The sequence below is a fragment of the Pseudoalteromonas sp. DY56-GL79 genome, assembly GCF_041414765.1.
GTDB classification, from domain to species: domain Bacteria; phylum Pseudomonadota; class Gammaproteobacteria; order Enterobacterales; family Alteromonadaceae; genus Pseudoalteromonas; species Pseudoalteromonas piscicida.
Map to the genome: position 1 here is coordinate 37,872 of NZ_JANHZS010000012.1, position 23,673 is coordinate 61,544.

Genomic DNA, 23,673 nt, shown 5'->3' on the forward strand with positions numbered 1-23,673 from the left:
TTTTCGATTCTAGCATAGCAATTCATATTCTAAAGTGATTATTTTGCTACGCTTGCGTCTATAACCGATACATTACTTTGACCCTTGGTTGCGGTAATGCTGTCGGTAAACTAGATTAATAACCTGAGCTTCAAAAAATGAACGCCTTTCTAGCATGACCAGAAAGGCCCATAAAATGAGCTTAAAAACAATGAGTTCGGTTGTTACATACGCGAGCCTCAAATTAAGTAAAATAGCTGAAGTGAAGTCAATGAAAAAATTATCCCTTGTTACCTGTTCCACCTTATTTGCCTTTTCCAGTATGTGTTACGCAGACTTTGACTATAAAGGAGAAGGCGCGCTAACCTACCCAACCGGTGTAGAGAAAGCGTTTGAGTTTGGTTTTGCTTGGAACAAACAGACTGAACAGTTTCGCATCGGTGCAAATCATTATGACATGTCTGAACTACCAGAGTCTTACTCAGTTGCCATTACACTGAGTAAAGACGATACCCGCGTGTGGATCCAAGAATTCAATCAAGGTTTTATTTCTGAATTTAAGTGGCAAATTGCAGATCATCACATCTCTCTTGTGAAAAAAGAGTTTAGCGACTCTGTAAAGGGTAATTACGTCTTAACGGTAAATGGGATAGATTACTTCTTTGCGCGAGATAACGTCAGTATCACAGTCTCTTTTGAAGAAGATGGCATCAAGAATATTAAGGTAGATGGCGTGACAAAAGACATGGGAACTAAATCATAAAGGCCACATTACGTGGCCTTTAGATCATACTTTGACTGTTTTTCTATTTATCCCATACTCACGCAGCTTGTTGGCTACGGCTGTGTGGCTTAATCCCAAACGTTTAGCCAATTGCCTTGAACTCGGATAAGCGGGGTAAAGCTTGCGCAACAAGGTTGCTTCAAATCGCTTCACCGCTTGGTCCAACGTCCCTTCAAAATCAGACTCCAAATAACCTAAGTCATGGGTAAAGGTCGGTAAGTTTAGATGCTCAGTACGAAGCTCTTTATCATCAAGCAACGAAACTGCACGATAAATGGCGTTTTCTAGCTGCCTCACATTACCAGGCCAAGGGTAACTCTCTAAAAACTCAATACATTCTCTAGCAAGTGTTGGCGCTGGATGACCATTTTGTTGGGCATATTTTTGTACAAAATGTTCAGCCAAAGGCCCGATATCTGCTTTTCTATCTCTCAGTGGAGAAATTTCAAGCGTTAGTACGTTAATGCGATAGTAGAGATCTTCTCTAAATACGCCCTCTTGAACCATGGCAGGCAAGTCTTTTTGCGTTGCAGCTATGATGCGAACATTAACCTTAACTTCATTCTCGTCACCGACTTTTCGGAACGTGCCGTCTTGTAAGAAACGCAGTAACTTAGTTTGTAACTGGGTTGACATTTCACCCACTTCGTCAAGGAATACCGTGCCACCATCAGCCTGTTCTAATACACCACGTTTTGGCGCTGCATTTTCTTCATAGCCTGCATAACCAAAAAGCTCAGACTCGGCAACGTCATCTGGCAGCGAAGCACAAGAAAGCGCAATAAACGGCTTTAACGAACGGTTAGACGCATAATGACATGCTCTAGCCAATAGCTCCTTACCCGTACCAGTTTCACCTGTGATCAGAATTGGCGCTTCTAGCTGTGCCATTTTTCTGGCTTCACGCACGACTCTACGCATGGCTGTGCTGTGGTTATGAATCGTCGCAAAACTTTCTTGGCCATAACGACGAAACGCACTGACTTGTTGTCCTAATCGCGACTGCGATTTAATGTTAATCACCGCACCGGCTAATACATCGCCTTCGATCCCTTGGGGCACCGAAATTGGCAAAATATCAGCAATAAAATCTTCCCCACCCACTTCTACACGGGTTGTCTGGCCTAACACCTCTTTACCTTCTAACCAACGGGTAAAGTTAAACCCTTTCAAAAGGTTGTTAATGTTGGCACCGATCACTTCCTTTTCAACCATGTTAAGGTCGCGACAAGCTGCGTCATTGCAATGACGTACCCAGCCTTTAGCGTCGATAGAAATTACACCATCAGGTAATGCACTGAGCAAGGTATTCAGCTCATTATGCTCACGTTCTGACGGTAAAAACGCTGTGGTACGAACATCTTCAACACCATCGATTAAGCGGATCTCAGGCATAATCTTCTGAAACTGTTCAAATTCGATGGGTGGAAAGCTCACGTACATTCGACAATTTACTGAATCGACTTCTATACCTTTCAAATCGACACGGTAACTCACCAAGATATTGAGAATTTCTTGGGCAATACCAATACGGTCAGCGCAATGTATCTCTAGACGCATTTGTTCCTCAAAGCGGGTTTTCACAATTGACGAGATCATACTCTAAGAATAGCTGGCCGACTAGAAAAACGTAAAGAATATTGAACAGAATTTTAGCTATCCTCGCAAATTCTTGTCCTATACTAATGAAGAACTGAAAAAAGTTGTTTTTTAAGACATTTTTCAGCGCTTGTTAAGTTTTTGATTTGGAAACTTACATTCCATTTCAAAGGATTGCAACGCATAAAGAGTTACAGATATAATACTAAAGAATTGGATAATGTATCTTTTTTGAAAGCAGGCTGGCCACAATGAAAAAAATCTTAAATGTAGTATTACTATTTGCGCTCACGGCCTGCTCAGTAGAGGACCCAAATGAAACAGGTCCTTCACAAATAGATAAGGATGAAGATAAAAGCCAACAAGATAGGGATAACGAGACGCCCAACTTAAGCGTATTGCTGCAAAACACAAAAGCAATGCCCATCGCCAATGCCAGCCTCACAATAAATGGTCTGTCATTTACTTCAAATAGCGATGGTATCTTTGACCTGTCGACTCTAGCATACGGCGCTTATGTTGCAGAAATATCTCACCCCGATTATTTACCCTTGGTTTTTACCTTTGCGAATCAAAATAACAATGAACAGCAGCTCACGCTTGAACTAAAAGCTAAGTCAAGCACGCTAAAAACCGTACTTTTCGCGGGTGATACCATGTTTGGGCGTCGTTATTTCAACCCTGACCTCATTACCATGGGGAATTCATTGCCCAGCACCCCTGACGGACTTATCCAGCCCCAAAGCGCAGGACCTGATGCCCAAGCGCTGGTGCAGTTTATGCATCCTTTATTTAAACATGTCGATTTTGCTTCGGTTAATTTGGAGTCTCCAATCCTAAAAAACCCAACCACGGTCCATCCAAGTAAAGAGTTTGCATTTTTTAGTCTGCCAGAGTCATTAATTGCCCTCAATGATTTGGGTATTGACTATGTCGCACTTGGCAATAACCACGTTTATGACTATCGAGCATCTGGACTGAACGATACCTTGAAGTACGTCGAGCAAGCCGGACTCAAACACAGTGGCGCAGGCACAAGCGCGGCAGAGGCATTTAAGCCCTATAGTCTAAGCCTTGGTGAAGCAACCATAGACTTTGTTTCCGCGACTTCTATTACAGGCGATCAACATACCGTCACTTATGTGGCATCAGACGCTAAAGGGGGAGCTGCCGATCTAACAGATACCAATGGTATGAAAGAAACAGTGGTGCAAGCCAGTAACAACGGCCGCTTTGTTGTGGCTCAGCTTCACGGCGGTGATGAGTATTCATACGCACCAACGGCGTATATTTCAAACCGATTTGATTTACTTTCCAAAAATGGCGCTAACTTGATGATTGCCCATCATCCTCACGTTGCGCAAGGGTTTGGCTTATACAATGGCGTACCAAGCATACTTGGGCTAGGCAACTTTGTGTTTGAGCAAAATCGTCTTGAAACCTTTTTAGGACTGATAGCTGTGGTAGAGTTAGAAACTGCAGGCACACCTAAAATCAGTGCACTAAAAGCCTATCCCGTTTATCTAGAAGACTATGTTCCTAAGTTTGTAAGTGGCGACCTTGCCAATGCCCTACTAAAACGTATCGCTGAATTTTCTTCACCCGAAGTCGGTATCTCATTGCGCTCGGGATTTGCAGAAGTCACCTTCGATAAACCGGTTCAAGCAAAAGCAACCGAGCAACAAGTTATTACCTTAGAAGCCGGTGAGCATATTGTCGATTTACGCCAATATTCAAGCAGTGCTGAGTTCCTTAGTAAACTCACAGCTAGTGATGCTCAAGCAGAGATTGTGCTTGGACGAGACTTATTGTTCTTTGGGGATTTTGAAGACTGGGACAGCGATAACGAAAAAGGGGAAGTCTCTCGTTGGTTAATTGAGGCCGACGATATCGCGCCGTGTTTAGTCGGCAAATATCGTGGCGTACAAGGGCTTTGTTTACAACGAACGCAATTTAACGAAACACCAACGCGTGTGCCGTTCAAACACACAATTCGTACCATGCCTATTACACCAGCGCCGAGCACAGCACAGGCTTACCATGAGCTCTCGCTCTTTGGTTATGCCAAAGGAGAGAACGCTGGTGAGTTTAAGGCTGATATTCGTATCTTAACATCAGAAGATAGCCTTATCTTTTCTGAGTCAACGCCCCAATTAAAGCCAGCGGGGAGCTATGAGTGGCAAACGTTTAGACAAGATATTACCTTACCTGACGATTCCGTCGTGCTTGGTGATGAAGGGCTGCCTGCTCGTGGAGTCCAGTTTGGCCTCTCCATGGCGCCACCAAGTAGTGGTGAAAGTGCCTTATTTTTAGATGATATTGCGATGATCTCGTGGCAGCGCCCTGTGCAGCTTCAAAACGGTCAGTGGCAAAGCGCACAAATCCATGGCCAAGAATTTATTAAAGTAAAAGTAGCGAAGACGACTGAGCTGACTCTCACTTTTAGCCAACAATAAGAGAGTAAAAAAAGCATGTCGGTTTTTAGTCAATTAAACTTTATAAAACGCCAACGTGAGTTTTGGCTATTTATGAGCTTATTCGCTATTTTGTTGATCGCCTCAGCGTCCGGCTTGTATAAACAGGTAAACCTAATCGGGTTACAATGGTTTTCTAAGCTCAACACCACACAAGCAACGCAAGTAGTCGTGATTGAAGCGGAAAACTTACAACAACAACATCAGCAGTTGGTAAAAATACTCTCTGACTATCAACCAAAAGCCGTTGTGTTCTTTGCAAATACCGAACTTTCGCCACAACAGTACGATGGCTCGATTTACTATCCATTCAATACGCAATCGGTTTGTCTGTTGGAAACAGAAAATTGGTATGGCAGCGCAATCAGCCTTGCACCACCAGCAAACACGTGTGACATACTGTGGGATAAAATATTTCCGCAGCATGGTGAATACCTCAACAAAATCATAGACTACTCGCTGCCTTATTATTCACTACCAAAATTCAGTGCGCAGAGAGTACTTGATGGTGACCTATTCACAGCACAACTCAGCGAAAAGGTCATCTTAGTTGCTCAGCATTCAAAGTTTTCACGCTTGAATAGTAATGCTTATTTTGGTGCGCAAGAACTTCCGCCTGTTTACCTACAGGCATTTATCGCCAATAGCTTTGCATCCGACAGCTTTATTCAGCCTTTAAATAAAGTGACGATAGTCGCACTCATGGTACTAGCATCAATATTTTTCTTAGTGTGGTACCAAAGAAATGCGACCAAGACCAATGTCATCATTGCGGTATCCACCAGCATATTACTGATCATAAGTGGCCTTGCTGCGCATCATTGGTACTCCGTGTTATTGCCGCTTGGTGAGCTGCTATCTTTGATATGGCTGACGCTACTTTGGGTGTTTATCTCTTTGAAATGGTCAGAAGAAGAAAACTTAAAGTCTCTCATCGCCCTGATCCAGCAACGTATGATGGGTCGATATCTACCACGGCACTTTCTTGAGCATAGTGAACCTTGGGATGCAATAATCCAACTGGTTAATCAGCAGCTTAATCTGAGAAGAAGTATCTTTCTCACTCGCTTAGAGGGTGACCACAGAGTAACTGAAATACGCGCGATACACTGTCAGCTCAGTGATATCTTAGAGATGCGACGAGATTACGAGCGAGTACCTTATTCAGATGCAATCAAAGCTTTTGGTGCTATCAAAATTACCCGCCCTTTCTTCCAACATCTCGCGGAAGATGAGCAGCAGTATATCGCACCCTTGATGTACGCAGGAGATGTTCGGGGTTTTTGGGCGCTAACCGTCACTCCTCAAGATAACTTTGATGAGCAAGCATTTATTAAAAATGTAAATCTCTTTGCGCATCAAATTGGTGAATTATTATTCCACTATAAAGTGTTTTCTGCTGAGCAAAAAAACCTCAAAAGCACACTGACTCGGGCGCTGACTTTTTCTCTAAAGGAACCGTTAAGTCATAAAATCAAAAATGCAATTAATGAGATGGATCAAAAACTCACCTCACTGGAGCATGTCTTCAACCAGCTTCACAGTGCCAGTATTTTATATAACTTATTTGGCCAAATTGTGCAGGTAAATGAATCTCTTGAACGCTTTGCGAGAGAGCATAAGCTGTCTATTTTCGACATGTCCGCCTTAGACTTACTGTGTCGCTGTACCGAGATGGATAGTGAACAAGCTAAAGGAAAGCTGCGCTATTTAACCCTAAAACGTGGCAAAATCGTATTACCCGTATATTTAGACAATCGAACTTATTTACTAAGCATTCGCGCCTTACTCAAACAATCAACCAGCCTTAACGCCAGTACCCCATTTGAAACCAGCGGGGTGTTATTTGAATTTATTGACCTTGGCGAGCAGTTATCTCAGCTAGATGATAAAGAAGCCTTTTTAACACACTTGTCAGAGCAGCTTGCGGTTAACGAGCAACTTTTGCCTGAAGAGTGGGATGACGAATAGATGGACTGGACGCTGACGCTATTCCCAAGTGCGGGCGGACTTGGGCAGTCCGTTATCACGTGTGTTTGGATAGGCATCGCGGTTGTTGCATTTTTCAATCTAAGGTTTGGCTTCCCGTTAACTGGTTTAGTGGTTCCAGGTTACCTAGTCCCTTTATTTATCGTGAGCCCAACATCGGCTTGGGTGATCATTGTTGAGGCCATTGTCGTTTATGGCTTAATGCGGTTTTTTGCCAAAACACTTGTTGAGCGACTGGGCTATGCAGAAATGTTTGGCCGCGACCGATTTTTTGCCATCGTTTTGTTAAGCATTATTGTCCGAGTTACCATGGATGTGCTGTTTTGGCCACTGGTCGCCGCGTACTTAACACAATGGGACATCACTTTTGATTATGCCGCACAGCTTTATAGTCTCGGGCTGATTATCATCGCATTGACCGCCAATGTAATGTGGAATGGCGGCTTTAAATATGGCATAAAAGTCACTGCTATTCAGTTGATTGTTACCTATATCATCATTCGTTTTGGATTGATGACGTTCACCAACTTTAGCATTGCCAATCTTGCCGTCATGTACGAAGCTGTTGCGGCCTCCATTATTGCAGCCCCTAAAGCTTATATTATCTTGGTGATCACCGCGTTTATCGCATCAAGGGCTAATTTAAAGTACGGCTGGGAATTTAATGGCATTATGCTGCCTGCGCTGCTAGCTCTGCAACTGATGCAACCCACTAAGCTGCTCACATCATTCGTAGAAACAGCGATTATTTTAGTCTTTGGATATGTAGTCTTAAACTTTACTCGTTTAAAACACGCCAATATCGAAGGCGCACGACTCATGCTGCTGTTTTTTAATATTGGCTTTGTCTACAAACTGATTTTAAACTACGTCGTCGTCGGTTACTTTCCAACCTTAAAAGTGACCGATACCTTTGCTTTTGGCTACATGCTATCGACCTTACTCGCCCTTAAAATTTACCAAAAAAATGCGCTAGGCCTTGTGATCCGTGCAACTTTTCAAACCTCAATTGTTGGTGGCTTTATCGCCATATGTATTGGTTTTGCAATTATGGTTATTCCAAGCCTATTCGTACAAAGTAATACATTAGCGATAAATGAAACAGCCAGCGATTTAACGCTCGGCCAAGTGATCAGTAATTACAAGAGCCAGCTGTATACTCAAAATGCGGCTAACGTTAATGTCAGCCAATATGTGACCGAGCAGCAACGTAGCCACTTTAAGCAAGCAATTAGGTTGCTTAAGCAGGATAGTGAGTCACGCTATGCCGAGGCCGCCACCTTACTGCGTCAAGCCGACTTTTCTTTGCAGCGTACGACACAATTTTTAGTAATAAAAGACAATCAACAAGATCATAAACGCGGCCTGTTTATCATTAATTTAGCTGCTCAAAAAGCCCATATCATCAGTGTGCCTTACCCCACCGCTGAGCGTCTTGCCAGCGAAGCTGGTGGGATATTGTTTTCCTATTGGCAAAGTCAGGCTATGGCATTTGGCAATGCGCGACCTAACCAAAGTGGCAATAAGAACGGCAAACAAAGCGAGTTCTACAGTGACTTTTTCATCGCGATGGATACCCCAGAGGTAGTCCAACTCAGAGAAATTAATCAGCAAGTAAGCCAATTGATGCACCAACACAGTTTAAAAGAAGACGCACAGATGTGGATATTTAACAGTGTGCCAAGCTCAGTACAACAATCTGAACTTGCTACCTTGTTTAACATCAACGATGCACACTTTGGTCTGGCGGCAAATGCTCCTTTACCTTACAGCCAGTTCCATGGCCAGATGATAGAAGCGTATTTAAGCTCGGATAGCTATTCGTCGTTACTAAGCGCATATGGCCTGCAACGTATCGACAAAGACATAGATAAAATAAGCACAAGTGATGAGAGCATACAGGCACTTATTGAAGCATTTTCTAGTCACATTAGCGCCAAAGGTAGCGGTGCATTTAGCGCACTGAGCGATACCAGTGCTGCACTGTGGGAATATGAAGTGTTAAGGCCGTTATTTGCTATCACCCAAAACCTTGAGATAGTGACAACGCCGGAAACGCTTGAGGTAAGGCTGAGTCAGATAAATCGCGTAGCAAACCTATTACAGTACCAATTAACTTTAGTTGAAAATAACCAAGGGCAATTCGTTGCAATTTCTCCTTTAAATACCAAATCTGCCTATGATTTGGGTCAAGGGGTGTACTTTATTGCCTTGCTGGCTAAACCATCCCTCACTATTGCGGTGCCTAGACCGCTCTTTGAAAGTAACACCTTGGAGTTCTCTGGTCAGTTGTTTACGGCCGCCCATGCAAAGTTACTGGCGATCGCTGGTGCTCATCCGTATACCAGCATAGATGCAAATGTAATGGCAGCCGACAACGTGCGGTCATTATTTAATGTGGTGTATCAAAGTGCACAGCGCTACTTTTATGATAACCCCTTACTTAATTTACAGATCCGCAGTCATAGCGCGCCTGCAAGCATCAGACCTTCAGCGCTTGCGTACCAATTTACAACGCCTAACCCTATTCATAATGACACCATTGCTACACTGCAAAGGGTGCTGGCAGATCTGGGTGTTAATACTCAAACCGTATTAGGACAACAAGCAACTAGAGGCTTAGAACTCGGTACCACACCACAGTCGGGATATCAGCTGTTCGCACCAAAAAGTGAGTTAGTGGCCCTGTGGTTGGCATCAGATTTTAAATCGCACTTTGCCATTACCAACGACGCTTTATTGCAACGCCTTTTAGCCGTTGCGCACACACCTAAACTCAAAGTGATCGACTTGCTAACCCTCTCTCCAGATGATTGGCATGAAGCTAGTGCACAATTTATTGACGCGCTTAACGTCGCCACAGGCCGTTATGCCACCACCCAACATTTACCAATGCTCCAAGCGCTTTGTCAATTTGAAAGCCAATGTAAAATAAGCGCCTTCAGCACGCATAGAAATGGTGAGCTGGGATTAATGTTTACCCGAGATAACGCACTGCTCGCGCTATACTTACCAAGAAGAAATCGCGTTATTGATTTAGCCACTTATGCAAAAGCGGTTCATGAGGGGCGTTATGTACTGGATTAAGCAGATATTACGATTTGCTATTTTTACGGCTTTGCTGCTACTTTTTGTTTGGTTCGCCGTCACTTTATTTGTGTGGGTAAAATCAGCGGAGCCTTCAAATACCTCGACCCTGTTTAATATTCGCTCCAATGTGCATTGGCTAAAAACCGACAGTGCACTGAAGTTTTCCTTTTCTGCGTCTCGGACCATGTCTGTTCGGGTGTTGTCTAATGGGATATTCGAATCTCAGCCGCTGGATGATCAGCCTGTCAACTATGCTATTGAATATCAGTTACTTGATGCAAAAGGAGCTATTATTTATCACGGTACTTATCACCATGCAGCTAAAGCTGCCTCGAACGACTTTCAGCAACAGGTAAAACAGATCATTGAAAACCGTGAAGCGTTGGCCGTGGCGTCTGGACAATCCTTTTATTTAAATCGTGAAGAGTTACAACAAGCTACGACTATCACGTTAAAGTTGATACCAGAGAATGCTCAGCTTAAAGGCGTGGTGGTACGCGTCCATGCCCAAACTAGTAACAGTATTACCGACCCCGCCAAAGCGTGGCTGAAAAGGCCAACCGAGTGGCGTGAACGCATGACGAATTACCACACCATAGGTGAAAACGCCTTAACCAACGAAGAAAAATACAATTCAGTCATGTTAGATTGGCAAAAGCTAGCGCCGCAGGGTGTGCCTAATATTGACTTTCGTGCTGACTTGTTATACGAATCACTGCCCTACAATGTGCTTAATCATGATTTTTCGACCCAGCTAGACTTAGATAGTTTGTTTATTTCTGAGCAGCTAAGCGCAAGTTTTCGCGTCTATGAACACACGGAATATTTATTAAGTCATTCCGAGAATGCAAATCTTACTTTTGTTTGGCACGATTTACGCCAACTCGAAGCGCCAAAGCCACTAACGCCTGAGGTGCTATCCGCTGCGCAAGCTAAACTAAGCAACTTACCAACCGGCCTTGTTACCATTAGCGCAAGCGCCCCCACCAGCATTCGGGTATTTAGTAATGGCGTTGACCCTATAGTTCCGCTACATAGTTATTATTATATGCTCAACGCGCAAACGCCGGTTTACTATCAAGTCTCTCCTAAAAGCGATATCGCTATAGAGTGGCGCGCGCCCATTGGCAGCACTCTCTCTGTGAGCCTCTATAGCAATAATGAACGGATCAAGGACTATGTTTTTACCGCAACGGCAGAGCAAGCTTTGTTTGATAGACTGATAACTGAAACCACGGAGCGACAAACCTTACCAACCGCAGAGAAGCGTTATTTGGCAATACCAGATAACGTTAATCAAATCAAAATTGAAGCCGAAGACGCGATGGTGAAGCTGCAAGCTCGCAGTCCAACATTTAATTATCTGAGCCATCGTTGCGATTCGGTGTGTGACCCTGAAAGTCCAGTTTATCAAGGGATTGACGCATGGTTTAGCCAAAAGGCCGACAACCATTATCTCTTTCACACTCAAAAGCAGATAGCATCGGTGCGCTTATTTGAAGCGCCACCTGAAGTACCTGAGTTGCTGCCTCAATACCGCTCCAAAGACTTAGATCAGCTTTTAGCTGTATCGGATATCGCGTTGGTGCCCATTGAGCAAGCTTACTTTGATAACTCAGTACCGCAAATGGAGTTTGAATATCGTCAGGTAGCCAAATCTGCACTATTTAAGCTCGGTAAAGCAACAAGCTACCCAAGCAGTGTGATTGTGAAGCAACAGCATAAACCTACATTATTTGAAGTTCCGTTAAACAGCTTACAAATAGAGGAGTTGGCGAACACCCAAGCACTTTTCATCAATCAAGGGATCCCAAGAACCGTGCGGAAGATCCGCCTGTACAAAGTGGCAAAAACAACGCCATTTACCGTTGCTGTTAGCGAGGATAACTTGCAACCTAACGCTTTGGTCGTCAAAGTGTTTAGTGCCGACCCTCAAGCTGAAATCACGGTAGCAACCGCTCTGGATAGCACTAAGGTAATCACCCCAAGCGATGAATACACGATTTTAGCTAAACACTTTGTACTACACCTAAACCCTGCACAAACGAGGATGCTTTTTAACCCTAATCACGCAGAGCTTTACGAGTACCCGAGTATTACTTTGCCGCTGTTTCAAGACTTAACATCGCCTAAAACCATGACGCTTCGCTTTTCACATGATGTTTGGATAAGTGTATTAGAGGAACATGAACAACCTGATGCAACATTAAACTGGTGGCAAGATGAAACGCCTTAGTCGCTGCGCACTTTACATTACATTGTGCCTGTCATTGAATGTTAACGCTGCGGTTCCCGACAGCAGCAAAATGGCGCACTGGTTTAAGCAACCTGTAGCGCTCGATGGCTGGCAATTTACGCAACACGCAGAGCAATTTACATTGACGCCAAAACCTCAAAGTGAAGCGCATGGCGAAGTCACATATGCACCAAAGCATCGGCCTTGCGTGGTGTCTGTTCCACATCGCTTTCATGATAAACATACGCAGACCATTGGTGAGCACATTTTCCAGCACAGTTGCCAAGTGTTACTGAACAACACAAAACACAGATACGATAACAACGACACAGGTAAAACCTATGATTACGCCAAGCAACCTCACAATATTCACGCGTCAGCTATCATAGCTTTTACATCTTTACACCCAACAGCAAAAGTATTCCAAATACATGGGTTTAGTCAGAAAAAGCGAAAAACCGACGCCGGTAAACTAAGCGAAATAATTTTGAGCCAAGGCAAAACAAATGACGACACACTATGGAAGTTGAAGTCTTGTCTTGTTAAGCAAGGTTATCGGGCGCTGATTTACCCTCAAGAAGTCCAAGAACTTGGCGGGACGCAAAATATCATGCATCAGCTTGCGCTTCCTGAATATAGCTTTATCCATATTGAGCTAAGCTATCAAACAAGAAAGCAATTAATTAATAACAATCAACAACTAGAGCAGTTTACTAAATGCGTGCAATCACTTTTATAATGACACTAATGCTGTTTGCAACGATATCCCGAGCAAATGAGATAGGGATACAAACGGCTGCCCAATGGGTTGATCTGTCACGTATGCAATTTATCCAAGCCAATGCTAACAAGCACTTTGCACCGCAGCAAAAAGCCTGGCTGTTTTTGCCAAGTCACGCGTGGTTAGTAACGACACCAAATGCCCTCGAGACATTCGAGTTTTTTGCAGGGGAAACTCCAAAGCTACAACGTGCCATTCCAACGTCCGATTGGTTATGTATTCAATCCCGCTGCCAACTGAGTGCAACAGCACAAAACCGGTTAATTCAGGTTGCTTACACAGGTGATAACGCTCAATCTCTCGCGCTTTGGCAAGGCAGTATGCACAGCCATAGAGATCCGTATCGAAGAGCACTCAGACTGCCAGGACTTGACGACCAAATACTGCAATTAGCGCAAGATACAGAGCGCTGGTTTCACCTACAACCTACACAAGTGACAAGCGTATTCTTTGAGCACGCCAAAAAGCTCAAACTAGAGGTTCGAAAAGATCTGCACGCGATTGCGCAAAATGGTACTGCTACAATTAAAGTTAACGGTGAGGTTATCAGCACCATTGCAATATCAGATATCCAAGCGGATGAGTACCTTGAGCCTAAAGTCGGCTTATCTAACCAAGATTATATTACCGTCCCGCAAGGTAGTTATCTCACTATCACAACATCGGTGCCTACCTACCTTAACTTACTACAAATGCACCGTGGTATTTACGACGACAATGCAGGAATAAAGCAGCAAGAGTCGTTATTTAATCCGTATTGGAATAAACAGCTGAACGAGCAGCTTAGCGCCCTTTACATGAATGGTGATACTTCTCCACTCACTTTTAGCGCTACTGATACAGCATTGGCGGTCAAACGTAAGCAAATGCTTAACGATATTGCCTCTACACTGTACTTTTTAACGCCAAGCTCCCCTCAACCGCTCACTCATCATGTTGCGATAAGTGGAGTAACACTGGGCAGCCGCAGCGCCGCTGGGCAAGTGCTGCTCACCTCGAGCGCTCAGCGAGTCAATTACATTACCTCGTCTCAGCCACTTAACTATCGTCTTGAGAACATACTGAGAATGGATAATGCAATTACCTTGTATGTTCGATCAAGAACGCAAGAGCGCTTAACCATCACCAGCGAGCATGGCCGACATACGCTGCTTGTTGCGCCTAGCAGTCATTTTCAAAGACTTACCCTACACATAAATCCAGCATCCAAAGCTGTGACGATTGAAGGTGCTGCGCAAGCGCTTGATATCGCTGTAGCAGTCAACCGCTTACAACCATTTCCCGACTTCTTGACCATGACGCAAGAAACGCTAGGCCAAGGGCCACTCGTTCAAGGTCTGTTGGCAAGAAGCAAACAAAATCGAGCGGACACTTATCATTTATCACTGAGTGGGCTGAGTGCGCCGGAAATAAGCGTTAAGACAGACAGCCACGACCAGTTTACCGCCACTAAAGTGCTTGCGGAACTGCAAATGGTAGCAAAGACCAAACCCCTCATGGCGCTTGCAAAACTAAAGCCGTATTTGAGTGGTCATAGTGAGCAAGTTACGTTAATGGCTTGGCAACTTAATATTGCTATTTTGACTCAGCTAGAACGCAGTGGAAACGCCGAGGTGTTACTAAAGTCATTGCTTAAAAGCACCGCCCAATCTTTAAGAGAATACGCTGCCAATGAGCTACTCTCGAGATATTTAGCAAGGAATGAATATATCCAAGCTAGCCTATTATGCGCTGCCCACGAAACCGATATCACGCAATATCAATGCAATGATATCCTGTTGACATATCTACTTGACTCCGGGCTTCAGCAAGAAGCGCTGTGGACAAGCCAGCAAATGGCATTAACACCAAAACAGGCCGAACAAATCGCGGCAATTCAAACAAATGAACTTACCGAACCACAATACAGCCTCAGTCACTATGGTTTACAAGTCGTGGAGTCACTGGATGATCAAACTGAGCACTATCCGCTAAGTTCAGATAAACCAATCAAGCTGGTTGCTAAAACACCTTTGACGGTCAAGCTAAGTGCACGTGCAGCCTACCAAGGACAAGAATACAAAAATACCCAATGGTTACTGTATGAACACAACACCAAAACCCGGCTTTTACCCATATTTAGTGATATTGCAGCAAACTTACAATTGCAACCACAAGCGACTCGGTTATCTGTTGCATCACAGCAATATATCCAATTAGCCGCACATGAAAGTCTCACGCTTTTCAGTAGTAATGATTTGTTTGTAGAGATCCGGGTGCAACCAGACACCGCGAATACTCCAGCTTTTGTAGATAAGTCTGCACACTTGGTTAGTCGCGCTGATGCGCGCATAGCAGATGAGCTCAGCGCTAAAGAAATCGCGATAAATGCCTTGTATCAATTGAGTCAGCAAACATTGTCTAACGAAAGCTACAACAGGGTCCTTCAACGTCTGCACCCAAGTTTATCGGGTGATGCCGTTTTAACCGATTTATATGCCCGCTTGATGCGCTATGGTCAATGGCTTGCCGCGGAACAATATACTAGCTATGTTGGCACGCAAAAGGTAAAGGTTGATACGCTTGCGGCGCAAAGCGTTGGTGACCAGATCACCGCACACCTCACAGAAAATCAGCCGTCAGGCCTGCCGCTCAGAGCAAACGAAATACTGACTATTGATTTTTCTGAGTACCAACAAGTTCAAGTAAGAGTAAAGTTTGCCTACTCTTCCGCCAAGCAAATTGTTGCACCGCCTGCTAATGTAGAACTAGTAGGGCCAAATCAAGGTGATGTGATCTCGCTGCAGCCAATGCAACCGCTCTATTACGGCATTAAACAAATCGAGACGCGACAAGGACTATTGCAATTACGTTGGCTCAACCCTCTATCGGGACAAAGCGTGAGCGTACGTCCGCAATACTTCAACCAAGGTCAATGGCATGATATCCCATTGGATACGAGGCAGATTTTTTATCGCTCTGATGAAACAACCCCAATCACGGCGAAATTAACTCGAGATAGCCTGATAAAAATTGAAACCTTTGCCGATGGTATTAGAAATGAAGCCACCTATTTTCACCCAGCAGGACAAGTCTCACTAAGCGGCCAGCAACAACCAACGTTAGCACGCATGTCTATCTGGACGTTAAGTCCAACATTGCACCGCGTTAATCTAGTACCTGAAGTGCCAATGTTCTTAAAAGCCAAGCAACAGTTAACACCAACAAGTGCTGAGCAAGTATTTCAGCAAGCTCTCATTGAAACTGATGAAAGTCGCACTGGCGTCGAAGGATTTTTGAATATTGATAGCGACGACATTGTACAGACAACGGAGCCTAGCCCCAGCCGTACCACACTCGATTTAGGTGTATCATTGAGAGTGAAGGATGAGAATAACTGGTACCGCATCGATACTTTCTACACGATGGATAATCATCACCAAGACACCTTCTCTATTAATGGTCAATATGATTGGCTCTCGCAGCAGTCGAACTGGTTTGCAGAAGCGAGGATGCGTAATCGTTGGCAGGATGCAACGGCAATCAGTGAAACCCATTTAAGCTCTAGTATTTCGGCAAAGTTTGGCCAAATTCACCGTTATAACAGCGGTTTTAGAAGCATTTGGTGGTGGCAGCCTTTTTACACTTACACCAGTATCAGCAAGGACGAATTTATTGCAGACGAGCAAATTGGCCCTGATATGTACACCTTTTACCGTAATAATCACAAGCACGGCTGGCAAGCGCATGCTGGGCTGCGCTATCAGCCTTGGGTTGATAGTTACTTCGGCTCCGGCGTTACACTGACGTCAAATCAAGATTGGCAAACGCTCGACAATGCAATGTTTTCACTTGATTGGTATCAATTTTATCAAGGCCATATTTTCCACGCCGGATTAACATCAAGCTATGTATTTGCCGATCAGAACCGTCCCAATCCAACATGGCAATACTTAACTCAATTAGGTTGGCAAACGGGTTTTGACTTTAGCCATAACACCGCAGGTTGGTTAGGCGTAACTTGGACTCAAGACTGGTTTAACAATACCCATCAGGTTGGGCTACAAGTACGTTTAGGCAATTTGCAGCAAACTGCTTTTGCCCCCTATGCTCACGATGAAATTATTTTTGAATCGTTACAGCTAAGTCATTTATTAGAGCAAGATTTACATGAGCGCTAAAGCCTTAAAGAGTCAATTAGAAGCCCTATTTTTTGCCGAAACTGAAAAGTTTTGGCTGAACTTGTATCAACATAAATACAGTGCGTTAATCGACGAATTGTGCGCATGGGAACTCATTTACAATCGCCCTGAAAACGAGGATGAAACCGACTGGCTGGTACTTCAATCTATCGCCTTTTTGCGCCATAAAATTGAGACCCTACATGAGCAAATCTTGCTGCTAGAGGTATCCCACACCGGATTTGTACAGCGTATCGCTAAGTCTGAATTCGCCAGCGAAAAAGAGCTTCATATTATTGCTTATGCTCAAGAACTTGGCACTACTAAAGCCGCGTTAGAACAAGATAAAAAAGCTTTTTCACGATGGTTTGACGAAGGTGCTGTAGTTGCTCGATACCAACATCAAGTTGCCACTATTGAACAACAGGTTAAGTTTTTAATCGCCAAACTAGGGGCGCTAACGAATCGATATTTACGTGCTCACCACGATACCCTAGAAAATGCCTGGCAACGCTTGGATTTACAGCCATTTTGCTTAAATTTACTCGCCCATAGTCAAAATCAACATATTCGTCATGGCTTGATCCGCGCACTGGTCAATATGGTCGCAACCTTGAACAACTATGAGGTTGACTCGGAATTAGACGCAGATCTTATCGCCAAACTTATTGAGTTGCTTGAGTCTGACAATATGCCCTATCAGGCAACCGTCGATATTTTAGAGATCTTAATACATCAACGCCCCACCTTTATTCGTGCCTACATGTGGGCTTTGCTTGAAGAAGCGAACGATATTGAAAATAGTCAGCAAGTTGATGCCGAAGTACTCTATATTTTGAGTATCTTTCCTAAAATTATTGTCAGCCAGCCAAAGCTTACAGAAAAAGATCTCAATATGCTTTGTGCACTCAGCGAGCACACCTTACCTAGGGTGCGCCAGGTTACGCTAGAGTTTGTCGAGTTTTATCCCACATCGTTTGCACAAGAGTTAATCGCCAAACGGTTTGAGCAAGAGAGTGAAAATGCCGTACTTTTCACCTTGATAAAACAGTTATCCGCCGACCGCTTTTGCCAACACGACTTTGCATTTTTACTGTGGCAACGTGTACTAACTGGAGACTTTAGTATGCAACTCAAGCGCTTAGCACTTGAGCAAAGCGCGCGTATTATGTTGAATATGCAACTTGAATCAAATCAAGCCGATCTCTGCTTCAAACGGTTTGTTGACACCTTGAATGACTGTTTATCGAACGAAACAAACATCGCCGTTTGCCGTTATATCACCAGAGCCAGAGAGCAGCTAGGTAGCTTCTATCATCAAGCCATCATCGCGCAGCTCAATGCTTCCCTTGAAGCCAACGAACAAAGTGACGCACTGGCAACTTGGTCTCGTGATGAACTGGGCCGCTCACTTTCTTATATCGCACAGCGCGGTCAAAGTCTTAATGCCTCAAAAACAAAAGCTGGCTGGCGTATCCAACAAGGCTATCGTCAAGCAAGAAGATTATGGCGAGTAATACACGAAATAAGACAACCAAGTACCGATAAACGTCAAAGCTATTCTCATACCAAAGCGAAAAAGCCCAGCGTATCGATCCACGTCCCTAGCTGCACTACCGCGGAAATTAGCGAAACAAAAGTGCCGGGGGAATTGCTCTTTAATATCGCTGAACAAACGAGTCGACCACATCTACCATTACTCGACTTTTTGCTAAGTGTACTGACCAATGACCACAGTAAAGAAGACGCCAAAACCTATACGCCAGATGGTATTTTAGCCGTTACTCCGCCATCGACTTTATGGCAACGCCTTAAGGCGTACTGGACCATAACATGGCAGTTTGCAGAGCTAGACCGCTTAAGAAAAGGCAACGAGCTTGAGCAAAGTAAGTATTTGGATGCACTTAGCACGCTGGGGTTTTCGCTACGCTTTAGTGCCTACGGGGATATCGCGGGAACGCCATTTCCTGTCGCGAAAGACATTCAGCAACTTTATACTCGCTCTGGTGTCACCTCAGCGCTACTCACCATGTGGAGCAGTTTTAAAGAATACGTCGATGCCATTTATCAGAATAGTATTTCGCAGCTGGTTTTCTTTGTGCTTGCATTTATTAGCTACTTTTGGACTCGGCATATTTATGTCAGTAAAAGAATAAAGCAAAATCGCAAACACATTCCGGTGTCCATTGGCGGCTGGGGAACACGAGGAAAATCGGGAACCGAGAGACTTAAGTCGGCTTTATTCAGTAGTTTAGCACTGAGGGTAGTGAGTAAAACTACCGGCTGTGAAGCGATGCTTATCTATTCAAAAATTTCTGGTGAGCAATATGAGATCCCGCTATTTCGGCCTTTCGACAAGGCGAGTATTTGGGAGCAAGCTGATGTGCTACATTTTGCAAAACAGGTAAAGGCGGACGTTTTCCTGTGGGAATGTATGGGCTTAAACCCAAGATATGTAAAAATTCTAGTTCGCTGGATGAAAGACAATTTTGCTACCATTACTAATGCCTACCCAGACCATGAAGATATTTTGGGCCCAACAGGCTTAGATGTGGCAAAAGAAATGTCTGCCTTTTTGGGCTACAACACCCAAGTGTTCACCGCCGAGCAGAATATGGCCTCCGTGCTCAACTTGGCGGCGGAGCAAAAAAACACGTCGCTAATTCAAATTCATTGGGGCGATGGGTATCAAATAACGCCTGACATTCTCGCAAAATACCCCTATGTTGAGCATCCGGATAACATCGCCTTAGTCTGCAAAATGGCGCAATATATTGGCATCAATAAAGACTATGTGTTCAAAGAAACGGCTTCTAGGGTTATTCCCGATGTTGGCGTGCTTCAGCAGTTTACGACCGCAAAGATTGGTGCAATCAGTCAAAGCTTTATCAACAGCATGTCTGCCAACGAACGTCTAGCAACGATAGAAAATTGGAAACGCTTAAACATCGTCGAACAGGGAAAACAGGGGCAAATTGTTGCACTAATTAATAATCGCAACGACCGTGTAGCGCGCTCGCAAGTATTTGCGAACATTCTGGCCAATGATCTGCATTTTGATGCCATTGTGGTGATCGGCACCAATATCGATGGTTTCTTTAAGTACTTTATGGTTGCACTGGACAATCTCTTACACAGTATTTTCAGCAATAACGACCACAATGCACTGCGCGATTTACTCACGCGCTTTAGGCTCACATTATCGCGAGATGCGCTTATCGCATCATTAAATACTACGGCAGACAAGCTGCCTGAGTCTGCGTTTTCAAGCCTCGACTCGCTGCAGTCGCAACTTAATCATGAAAACGACACACATCAGCCCACTCTAAAGCGTTTTGAGGCGTGGACGATTGCCCAGTCGCTTTTGGCAGTTGAAGATCTGAACACTAGGCTTTCGCAAACAACAGCGCTTGCAGAGCAACTTGCCACTCTCAAATGTACGTTAGTGCATGATAGCGACATTAAGCCTGATGCCTTAAATCAAATCATTGCCAAACAAGCACTGCCAAATGAACATCAAATTATCGTCGGCATGCAAAATATCAAAGGTGCGGGACTGGGCTACGTTTACATGTGGCAAAAGTGGCAGTTGTTTAATCAGCATTGCGAGCGCCTGAGCCGCCGCAGCGTAACACAAACTGAGTTTAGAAATGGCTTAAGTAGAATTTTACAGCAAGAGGAGCTCAGCGCGATTGAATGCCAATACTTAGCTGACAAGCTCGACTTGTTCAAAATGTTGCCCAATGCCCAAAGCGAATTCAGCCAAGCCGAATTAACGCAAATAAAGCGCAAACTCGAGCAACAAATGCAACGCTTACAAAGTAAAGATAATACGCGGGCTCACTCGCCGCTAACACGCTTTTTGAATAAATTGGTCGAGTCATTTTTAGATGCCGGCGCGGCGGTAAAAAGGAAAAAAATCGCAGTTCAGGTATACAAAGATATCGCCGACTTTAGGATCACAATAGAAAAGGCAACCCTTATTTTAAGTGAATTAAATCGCTCGCAAAAACCTGGATGGTTGAAATTACAAAATGGTAAGCGCCGCAAAAAATAGCTCGGCGCTTGTTACCCGACCACTAAAACGTAGATAAGTTTAATGATCAGCGTCACCATTAATAAAGGCAGTACATATTTGGCATACTTTTGCATTTTATCTAGCCCTAAACGCTGCTGATACTTTTCCAATAACGGTATCAAGACGACCAACGCGATGACTAAACTCACTAATAATATAACTACATTCATCTTAGTTCCTCTTTCTAAACAGGTATCTTACAACCGGTATTCACTTCAAGCAAAATTCCAGCTATGCTCATAAACACATCTGACCAGTAGAATAACAATGATGAAAACTGCTATCACCGAATTATTTGGCATCGAAAAACCCATTATATTACCCGGCATGAGCTGGATTTCTGTCCCTGAGCTTGTTGCGGCTGTGAGCAATGCTGGTGGCTTAGGTATTTTAGCCACGGGCCCGCTCAGTCAGGACGAGACACGTCAAGCAATACGAAAAATTCGTGCACTCACCGATAAGCCTTTTGGTATTGGTGTGACGTTAATGATGCCAGGCGCCAAAGAAAATGCCAAAGTCGCATTAGAAGAGCAAGTGCCTGTTATCAATTTTTCTTTAGGAAAAGGCGATTGGCTAGTACAAGCAGCTAAAGCTTACGGCGGACAAGTCATTGCCACTGTGGTGACACAAAAGCATGCACTAGCAGCACAAAAATCTGGCGTTGATGCGCTATTAGTTACAGGTCATGAGGCCGCAGCCCATGGTGGTGAAGTAACTTCACTGTGTTTAGTGCCGAGCATAGTCGATATTGTCGATATACCTGTGATTGCCGCTGGGGGATTTGCCGATGGTCGAGGACTTATCGCCGCGCTAGCGCTTGGCGCAGAGGGCGTTGCAATGGGCTCTCGTTTTGCAACATCTAAAGAAAGTCCTTTGCATCAACATGTCAAAAATACTGTAGTGGAAAAAGATGTTGAACAGACGATTTATTCCAAAAACTTCGATGGTCTTTATGCTCGAGTAATGAAAACCCCCATGGCTGAAAAGGCAACGCGCCGCCCGATGAACTTTTTCATGGCCACCATAAAATCATTCAAGGCCGCTAAAATGGTCGACATACCCTTATGGAAGCTACTACTAGGGCTGTTATCTCAATTCGATAAAATTAAGATGCTGTCGCTCTTTGGAGCCGCCACCGAAAAGCTTGAAGCCGCCACAATCCACGGAGATTTAGACCATGGCGTGCAGTTTATTGGTCAATCTCAAGGCTTAATTCGAGAAATCGAATCAGTACAAACCTTAATGGATAACATGATGGCTCAAGCCACTGAGGTGCATTCACGTATCGGCAGCAGTACAGCCAAGTAACGGATGTTTGGTATTGATGCGGTAAAAGCGGTATTATTTGCTCAATATCGCTCTGGCCCTAGTTGCGCAATTCAAGTGCTGGCCATAAACTCTGATTTTATAAGTGACTTTTAATGCCTAAACATTATCTTTTCTACATTGAGCAGCCATATAGCTTTGCCATTCTGAGACCCCTTCAAAACGCTATCCGTGCTAACGGTGACGTAGTGAAATGGTTTTTAAAAGGTAAAGATGTAAACTCAAGTTCACTTGCACCAGACGAAGCAGAGTTACTGAGCGTAGAGGACGTCAAGACGTTTAATCCCAGAGCTGTATTTGTACCTGGAAACGTTGTTCCTGACTTTTTCCCAGGCGCTAAAGTGCAAGTGTTTCACGGGTTAGAATATAAAAAGAAAGGTCACTTTGGGATCCGTGGTTTCTTCGACTTGTATTGTACTCATGGCCCAATTACCACCGCGCCATTTAACCAACTCGCACAAAAACATGGTTATTTCTCGGTAATTGAAACTGGCTGGCCAAAACTCGACCCTTATTTTGATTACACCAAGCAAGAGAATGAAAAGCCAGTCATACTGTATGCTCCTACTTTTTCACCCAATCTCACATCGCTTGAAGCATTACATGCACAAATCAAACAGCTCGCAGAGTCAGGAAAATACAAAGTCCAACTTAAGTTTCATCCTAAGACGAAACAGCAGTGGCAACAGATGTACATGGAACTTGAAACTATCAGCGATTTTGAAATCGCTGGGAATGACAATCTCATTCCACTTATTCAGCAAGCAGATGTGGTGATTTCTGATACCTCTAGCGCCGTTGATGAGTCGCTACTAATTGGTAAACCGGTTATCACATTTAATAATCACCAGCCTCAAGATGCCTTAATCAATATTACCGACGCAGGCAAATTATCTGAAGCGGTTGAACAAGCACTTAATCTGTCTGAGGCACAAAGTGAACGTATTGAGCAATATATTCAGCAAGTGCACCCTTACCGCGATGGTAAAAGCGCCGAGCGCATACTCGCAGCAACAGAGACCGTAATTGCTGCTGGATTAAAGCGTAAACCACTTAATTTATTGAGGCGCTATAAAATACGCAAAGCACTGAATTACATGAAGATAAGGTGAAAAGCCGGTAACTTTTCGGAAATAAAAAGCTCACTAAAATGTGAGCTTGTTCATGTTAATTTATC

General features: G+C 44.0%; 12 protein-coding genes. 10 read left to right on the top strand and 2 right to left on the bottom strand.

The window, feature by feature from the left end; all coding sequences use genetic code 11:
• Positions 1 to 175 precede the first annotated feature (175 nt).
• Positions 176 to 742 carry a hypothetical protein gene (locus NO992_RS10190; RefSeq protein WP_010370769.1) on the top strand — a complete coding sequence of 189 codons (567 nt, stop codon included), beginning with the start codon at positions 176 to 178 and terminating at the stop codon, positions 740 to 742.
• Between the two features lie 24 nt (positions 743 to 766).
• Here the strand turns inward: NO992_RS10190 and tyrR are convergent, their stop codons facing one another.
• A complete protein-coding gene (gene tyrR, locus NO992_RS10195) occupies positions 767 to 2,323 on the bottom strand; it encodes a transcriptional regulator TyrR (RefSeq protein ID WP_010370766.1) in 1,557 nt (518 codons plus the stop codon).
• Positions 2,324 to 2,613: 290 nt separating this feature from the next.
• Between tyrR and NO992_RS10200 the strand changes: the two genes are divergently transcribed.
• From NO992_RS10200 to pgsB, 7 genes are read left to right on the top strand one after another with little or no spacing between them, the layout of a single operon-like run.
• A complete protein-coding gene (locus tag NO992_RS10200) occupies positions 2,614 to 4,818 on the top strand; it encodes a CapA family protein (RefSeq protein ID WP_371376676.1) in 2,205 nt (734 codons plus the stop codon).
• Between the two features lie 15 nt (positions 4,819 to 4,833).
• Positions 4,834 to 6,807 carry a hypothetical protein gene (locus tag NO992_RS10205; protein WP_371376679.1) on the top strand — a complete coding sequence of 658 codons (1,974 nt, stop codon included), beginning with the start codon at positions 4,834 to 4,836 and terminating at the stop codon, positions 6,805 to 6,807.
• Entirely contained in the window at positions 6,808 to 9,912 is a 3,105-nt protein-coding gene (locus tag NO992_RS10210; protein WP_371376683.1) for a poly-gamma-glutamate biosynthesis protein PgsC/CapC, read from the top strand.
• Positions 9,899 to 12,151, top strand: coding sequence for a hypothetical protein (locus tag NO992_RS10215; protein WP_371376687.1), 2,253 nt, complete (start codon positions 9,899 to 9,901; stop codon positions 12,149 to 12,151). The genes NO992_RS10210 and NO992_RS10215 overlap by 14 nt, the downstream gene beginning before the upstream one ends.
• Positions 12,138 to 12,890, top strand: coding sequence for a hypothetical protein (locus tag NO992_RS10220; protein ID WP_371376690.1), 753 nt, complete (start codon positions 12,138 to 12,140; stop codon positions 12,888 to 12,890). Before NO992_RS10215 ends, NO992_RS10220 begins: the two co-directional genes overlap by 14 nt.
• The gene (locus tag NO992_RS10225; RefSeq protein WP_371376693.1) at positions 12,869 to 17,092 is read left to right on the top strand and encodes a hypothetical protein; all 4,224 of its coding nucleotides are present in this window, start codon (positions 12,869 to 12,871) and stop codon (positions 17,090 to 17,092) included. The genes NO992_RS10220 and NO992_RS10225 overlap by 22 nt, the downstream gene beginning before the upstream one ends.
• Positions 17,082 to 21,149 carry a poly-gamma-glutamate synthase PgsB gene (pgsB, locus tag NO992_RS10230; RefSeq protein ID WP_371376697.1) on the top strand — a complete coding sequence of 1,356 codons (4,068 nt, stop codon included), beginning with the start codon at positions 17,082 to 17,084 and terminating at the stop codon, positions 21,147 to 21,149. Before NO992_RS10225 ends, pgsB begins: the two co-directional genes overlap by 11 nt.
• An 11-nt stretch (positions 21,150 to 21,160) precedes the next feature.
• Here pgsB and NO992_RS10235 read toward each other — a convergent pair whose 3' ends face one another.
• Positions 21,161 to 21,340, bottom strand: coding sequence for a hypothetical protein (locus NO992_RS10235; protein WP_010370747.1), 180 nt, complete (start codon positions 21,338 to 21,340; stop codon positions 21,161 to 21,163).
• A 100-nt stretch (positions 21,341 to 21,440) separates the two neighbouring features.
• Between NO992_RS10235 and NO992_RS10240 the strand changes: the two genes are divergently transcribed.
• Both NO992_RS10240 and NO992_RS10245 read left to right on the top strand, forming a co-directional pair.
• Complete coding sequence (locus NO992_RS10240) at positions 21,441 to 22,478, top strand: NAD(P)H-dependent flavin oxidoreductase (RefSeq protein WP_371376867.1); 1,038 nt, start codon at positions 21,441 to 21,443, stop codon at positions 22,476 to 22,478.
• A gap of 113 nt (positions 22,479 to 22,591) precedes the next feature.
• On the top strand, positions 22,592 to 23,608 hold the full coding sequence (locus tag NO992_RS10245; protein WP_371376700.1) for a CDP-glycerol glycerophosphotransferase family protein: 1,017 nt from the start codon (positions 22,592 to 22,594) through the stop codon (positions 23,606 to 23,608).
• Positions 23,609 to 23,673 lie beyond the last annotated feature (65 nt).